Raw genomic sequence first — 6,129 nt, forward strand, 5'->3', positions numbered from 1 at the left:
GAACCCGGAGCCCGGCGAGCCCTTGCCGCCGGCCGCGCCAACCGTGCGCGGGGCCGAGTCTCACGGAGGAGCTGAACCAGTGCGTGCGTTGCTTGCCGGCGGTGGGACCGCCGGTCACACGTCGCCGCTCCTGGCCACCGCTGCGGTGCTTCGGGAGGCCGGCGTCGACATCACCTGCCTCGGGACCCCGCGTGGCCTCGAGGTGACGCTGATCCCACAGGCGGGCTATCCGCTGGAGCTCGTCCCGCCGGTCCCGCTGCCTCGCAAGCCCGGCAAGGCGATGGTGCAGGTGCCCGGCAAGCTGCGTGCCGCGGTCAAGGCCACGGGCGAGGTCATCGATCGCGTACGCCCCGACGTCATCGTCGGGTTCGGCGGCTACGTCTCGGTTCCTGCCTACCTGATCGCCCGTCGTCGGCACATTCCACTCGTCGTCCACGAGGGCAACGCGATCCCCGGCATCGCCAACAAGCTGGGAGCACGGTTCACCGAGCACGTCGCGACGAGCTTCCCCGACACCGACCTGCCGCACGCGCACTACATCGGCCTGCCGATCCGGCGCGAGATCTCGCGCCTCGATCGAGTCGCCGTACGCGCTGAGGGCCGGGCCCACTTCGGTCTCGACGCGGACCGGCCGACGCTGCTCGTCACCGGTGGATCGCAGGGCGCGCGGCGCATCAACCAGACGATCTCGGCCGCGGCGCGAGATCTCGCCGACGCCGGCGTCCAGGTGCTCCACAGCGCAGGGCGACCGGACGAGGTGCCTGTCGAGCCGGGCCCGGGTGACCCGCCGTACGTCGTGGTGCCCTACATCGACCGTATGGATCTTGCGTACGCGGCGGCCGACCTCATCGTGTGCCGGGCCGGCGCCAACACCGTCACCGAGGTCGCCGCAGTCGGGCTGCCCGCGGCGTTCGTGCCGCTGCCGATCGGCAACGGCGAACAGGCCCACAACGCGCACCCCGTCGTGCAGGCCGGGGGAGCGCTGCTGATCGACGATGCGGCGCTGACGCCGGCGTGGATCGACAATGTCGTGATCCCCTTGGTCTCGCACCCCGGCCGCCTGGCCGCGATGTCGGCCGCGGCATCGGGCATCGTGCCGCGTGACGCCGACCAGAAGCTCGCCGACCTCATCCAGAAGGCGGCGCGGCCGTGAAGATCCCCGTGCCCGACTCCATCCCCGCAGCTCGTGAGCTCGGCGCCGTCCACTTCGTCGGCATCGGTGGCGCGGGGTTGTCCGCCATCGCGCGGCTCATGGCGCAGCAGGGCATCCAGGTCAGCGGCAGCGACGCCAACGAGTCTGCCGTCGTCGAGGCCCTGCGAGACGAGGGCATCACGTGCTTCGTCGGGCACGACGCGATGCATCTCGCGGGCGTCGACACCGTGATCGCCTCGACCGCCGTGCGCGAGGACAACCCGGAGATCGTCGAGGCCCAGCGCCGGGGGCTCCGGCTGTGGCCGCGGTCCGCCGGGATGCGCTCCCTGATGGAGGGCCGCCGCACGACGGCCGTCGCCGGCACGCACGGCAAGACGACCACGACCGGCATGTTGACCTGCGCGCTGATCGCCGCCGGGGCGGAGCCGTCCTTCGCGATCGGTGCCGAGGTCGCGAGCCTCGGCGCGAATGCCCGCCTCGGGCGCAGCGACCTGTTCGTGGCCGAGGCGGACGAGAGCGACGGGGCGTTCCTGCACTACTCGCCCGAGGGCGCGATCGTCACGAACGTCGATGCCGACCACCTCGACAACTACGGAACCGTCGAGGCGTACGCCGCGGCATTCGACGAGTTCATCGCCTCGGTCTCCGGGTTCGTGGTGCTCAACGCCGACGATCCGGGAGCGCGCGCGCTGGTCGCGCCGGCGCGAGAGCGCGGCCTCGAGGTGCTGCTGGCGGGCTTCGCCGAGGATGCCGACCTCCGTGGCCGCGACCTGGTCGTCGAAGGCTCGTCGTCGACCTTCTCGGCATCGCTCCACGGCGTCGACCTGGGGCCGGTACGCCTGTCGGTGCCCGGCGCCCACTACGCGCAGGACGCGTTGCTCGCGCTGGGCGCCGGACTGCTGCTCGGCGAGCATGTCGACCTGCTCGCTGCCGGCCTGACGGCCTACACCGGAGCCAACCGCCGCATGCAGCTCCTGGGAGCGGCCGGGGGCGTGCGGGTCTACGACTCGTACGCCCACCACCCGACCGAGATCCGGGCCGACCTCGCCGCGGCACGCTCGATCGCCGCCGGAGACCGGCTCGTCGTCGCCTACCAGCCGCACCTGGTGAGCCGCACCCGGCTCTACGGCGCGGAGATGGGAGAGGCGCTGTCGAGTGCCGACCGGGTCTTCGTCGCCGACATCTACCTCGCCCGCGAGGATCCCGACCCGGCTGTCACGTCGGCCCTGATCGTCGACGCGATCCGCGGCACCTCAGCGTCGCTCGGCGGCCCGGTCGAGGGACTGGCCGACGTCATCGTGCCCGAGCTGCGGCCCGGCGACCTGTTCCTGACCCTCGGCGCCGGCGACATCACCACCGTCGGCCCCGCGGTCCTGGCGGCACTCGACACATGACGGAGCTGGACGAACGGCTCGCGGCGCGTTCTGCGTACGTCCGTCGCCGCCGCTTCAGACGCATCGCCGTCGGTCTGCTGGCAGTCATCCTCGCGGTGACGCTGCTGTGGATCGTGATGTTCTCGAGCGTCCTCGCGGTCCGGCGGGTCGCCGTCGACGGCGAGACCACCCTCACGGAGTCTCAGGTCCGCCGCGCCGCGGACGTGCGCATCGGGCAACCCCTGGCCCGGATCGACGTCGCGGCGATCGAGGCCCGGGTCGCCGCGATGGGGCGCATCCAGAGCGTCACGGTCTCGCGCTCGTGGCTCCACACGGTACGCATCACGGTCGTCGAGCGGACGCCGGTCGCCTGGCTCACGGTCGGCGGCCAGATCCGGGGCCTCGACCGTTACGGCATCGACTTCCGTACGTACGACAAGGCGCCCAAGGGACTGCTCGAGGCCGAGGTCACGGCGACGGACCCACGGCGACGGCAGCAGACCCTCGAGGCGGTCGCCGCCGTCGTCCAGCTGATCGAGGACGAGGACCCGCGGCTGCGCAAGCAGGTGCAGGCGGTCGCGGCCGCGACCAAGGACTCGATCGAGCTCAACCTCACCAAGGGGCGCACGGTCCTGTGGGGGAGCAAGGCCGACTCCTCGCACAAGCTGACGGTGCTGCGAGCCCTGCTGCGCATCGACGCCAAGCGCTACGACGTCAGCGCACCGGATCAACCCACGACGCGCAAGTAGCCGCGGCGTGTCGGCCCGGCTTGCTGGGTCGGCCCGCGTACCGTTTCACATGAGTCACAGGTTGACATAACTATAAACCTCCACCTCAGGGTTAGGGTTTCCGATCTTGTAGGCATACGAAGAACACAGACCCCGGAAGGGACACACGATGGCGGTACAGAACTACCTCGCCGTGATCAAGGTCGTCGGCATCGGCGGAGGCGGCGTCAACGCCGTCAACCGCATGATCGAGGTGGGGCTCAAGGGAGTCGAGTTCATCGCGATCAACACGGACGCCCAGGCGCTGTTGATGAGCGACGCGGACGTCAAGCTCGATGTCGGGCGCGACTCCACGCGGGGGCTCGGCGCCGGCGCCAACCCCGAGATCGGCAAGCGCGCCGCAGAGGACCACGCCGAGGAGATCGAGGCTGCCATCAAGGGCGCCGACATGGTCTTCGTGACGGCGGGCGAGGGTGGCGGCACCGGCACCGGTGGCGCTCCTGTCGTGGCCCGCATCGCCCGCTCGCTCGGTGCGCTGACGATCGGTGTCGTGACCCGCCCGTTCAAGTTCGAGGGCCGCAACCGCTCGGGCCAGGCCGACGCCGGCATCCAGGCGCTGCGCGACGAGGTCGACACCTTGATCGTGATCCCCAACGACCGGCTGCTGTCGATCAGCGACCCCAACGTCAGCCTGCTCGACTCGTTCCGCCAGGCCGATCAGGTCCTGCACCAGGGCGTCTCGGGCATCACCGACCTCATCACGACGCCGGGCCTGATCAACCTCGACTTCGCCGACGTCAAGTCGGTCATGTCCGATGCCGGCTCCGCCCTGATGGGCATCGGCTCGGCCCGCGGCGAGCACCGTGCAGCGGTCGCCGCCGAGAGCGCCGTCTCCAGTCCGTTGCTCGAGGCGTCGATCGAGGGCGCACGTGGCGTCCTGCTGTCGATCGCCGGAGGCTCGGACCTCGGTCTGTTCGAGATCAACGAGGCGGCCGGCCTGGTGGCCGATGCGGTGCACCCCGACGCCAACATCATCTTCGGCGCGGTGATCGACGACGCCCTCGGCGACGAGGTGCGCGTGACGGTCATCGCGGCGGGCTTCGACGGTGGTGAGCCGATGCTGCGCGACGCGACCAAGCCGGCGCTGCTCAAGGAGACGAAGCAGGAGTCCGACGTCACGACCCCGCCGACGGCGCAGAGCTTCCTCGACCCGGATCCCTACCTCGACGGGCCCAAGGTCCCCGAGGACGGCGCCGGCAACGCGACGGTCCTGCCGGACCCCGTACCCACCGAGTACGGCGACGACCTCGACGTGCCTGACTTCCTCCGCTGAGCTTGTTGCTCCACCGAGAGACCGTCGGCCGGGTCGAGCTCGCCTTCACCGATCGTGAGGGCGGGGTCAGCGACGGTCCCTGGTCGTCGCTCAACCTCGGTACGTCCAACGGCGACGACCCGGACGTGGTCGAGCGCAACCTCGCGCTCCTGGCGGACGAGCTCGCGCTCGACCGGCTCGTGCGGATGACCCAGGTCCACGGGGCCGACGTCGCGTGGACCAGCGAGGTCGCCGACGGCGAGATCCCGGTCGCTGACGCACTCCTGACGGACCAGCCGGGCGTCGGCGTCCTCGTCCGCGTTGCCGACTGCACGCCGGTCGTGCTGGTGGGTCTCGACGAACCGGTCGCCGGTGTCGTCCACTGCGGCCGCGAGGGGCTCGTCAAGGGCGTGGTGATGGGCGCCGTCGCCGCGATCCGCGAGCACGGCACGGAGGCACTCGAGGCGTGGGTCGGCCCCCGGGCCTGCGGGCGTTGCTATGAGCTGCCCGAGGACATGGCCGACGCCGTCGGCGCCGTCGTCCCCGAGGCGCGGTCCACCACCTCCTGGGGCACGCCCGCGGTCGACATCGGTGCCGGCGTCGTGGCGCAGCTGCACGAGCTCGGCATCCCCGTCACCGACCTGGGCGAGCACGAGTGCACGATCGAGGACGAGCGCTTCTTCTCCTATCGCCGCCAGGGCCAGGACTCCGGTCGCTTCGGAGCCATCGCGGTGATCCGATGAACCGGCGGGACGAGCTGGCCGCCGGGCTCGAGAAGACCGAGCAGCGCATCGCCGCTGCCTGCGAGGTGGCCGGACGTGATCGCTCCGAGATCACCCTGATCGTCGTCACCAAGACCTATCCCGCCTCGGACGTCGAGCTGCTGGCCGAGCTCGGCGTGACCGACTTCGGAGAGAACCGTCACCCCGAGGCGGGCGACAAGGCCGCCGAGGTCGAGGCGGATGTCCGGTGGCACTTTCTCGGGGGTCTGCAGACCAACAAGGCCGGCGCCGTCGCGCGCTACGCCCACATGGTCCACAGCGTCGACCGCATCAAGCTCGCCAACTCGTTGTCCCGCGGTGCCGAGGCCGCCGGGCGTACGCTCACGTGCCTCGTCCAGGTCGACTTCGATGCGACCAACCCCGGACGGTCGGGTGTCGTGCCGTCGGGCATACCCGAGCTGGCTGCCGCGATCGCCGGCTCGGACCACCTGACTCTCGGTGGGCTCATGACCGTCGCGCCGCTGGGCGAGGACCCCGCACCGCACTTCGACCACCTCGTGCGTCTCTCGCACGAGCTCCGCAGGGACCACCCGGACGCCACGATCATCTCTGCCGGGATGAGCGGAGACTTCGAGGCCGCGATCGCGGCTGGCGCGACACACCTGCGCATCGGGCGCTCGGTGCTCGGTGAGCGTCCTCCCGCGGGGTAATCTCAGTAATGTCATTTCCGATCGCACACACGGAGTTCTCATGGCTGGCGCAATGCGGAAGGTCGGCGAGTATCTCGGCCTCGTGGAACAAGCTGACTTCGACGACGAGTTCGAGGATGACATCGACGACC

The 6,129-nt window shown here is 70.7% G+C and carries 5 protein-coding genes and 1 pseudogene; all 6 read left to right on the forward strand.

Translation table 11 applies throughout. The annotated features are described in order from the left end of the window. On the forward strand, nucleotides 1-1,153 hold a 1,153-nt coding region (murG, locus tag V6M46_RS10160; protein WP_442880497.1), incomplete at its 5' end, for an undecaprenyldiphospho-muramoylpentapeptide beta-N-acetylglucosaminyltransferase. Then, complete coding sequence (gene murC, locus V6M46_RS10165) at nucleotides 1,150-2,547, forward strand: UDP-N-acetylmuramate--L-alanine ligase (protein WP_332664440.1); 1,398 nt, start codon at nucleotides 1,150-1,152, stop codon at nucleotides 2,545-2,547. The genes murG and murC, both read left to right, overlap by 4 nt. Further along, complete coding sequence (locus V6M46_RS10170) at nucleotides 2,544-3,275, forward strand: cell division protein FtsQ/DivIB (protein WP_332664442.1); 732 nt, start codon at nucleotides 2,544-2,546, stop codon at nucleotides 3,273-3,275. Before murC ends, V6M46_RS10170 begins: the two co-directional genes overlap by 4 nt. 148 nt (nucleotides 3,276-3,423) lie before the next feature. Then, a pseudogene (gene ftsZ, locus V6M46_RS10175) lies at nucleotides 3,424-4,445 on the forward strand (cell division protein FtsZ); the annotation flags it as partial. A gap of 147 nt (nucleotides 4,446-4,592) precedes the next feature. After that, a complete protein-coding gene (locus tag V6M46_RS10180; protein WP_332664448.1) occupies nucleotides 4,593-5,309 on the forward strand; it encodes a polyphenol oxidase family protein in 717 nt (238 codons plus the stop codon). After that, nucleotides 5,306-5,998 (forward strand): YggS family pyridoxal phosphate-dependent enzyme, encoded by a 693-nt coding sequence (locus tag V6M46_RS10185; protein ID WP_332664452.1) that lies wholly within the window; start codon nucleotides 5,306-5,308, stop codon nucleotides 5,996-5,998. The genes V6M46_RS10180 and V6M46_RS10185 overlap by 4 nt, the downstream gene beginning before the upstream one ends. Nucleotides 5,999-6,129: the final 131 nt, after the last annotated feature.

Source organism: Aeromicrobium sp. (assembly GCF_036676885.1).
Classification (GTDB): domain Bacteria; phylum Actinomycetota; class Actinomycetes; order Propionibacteriales; family Nocardioidaceae; genus Aeromicrobium.

Coding starts and splice junctions, on each gene's coding strand:
- V6M46_RS10170 (WP_332664442.1), top strand. CDS start 2,544: ATGACGGAGCTGGACGAACGGCTCGCGGCGCGTTCTGCGTACGTCCGT.
- V6M46_RS10185 (WP_332664452.1), top strand. CDS start 5,306: ATGAACCGGCGGGACGAGCTGGCCGCCGGGCTCGAGAAGACCGAGCAG.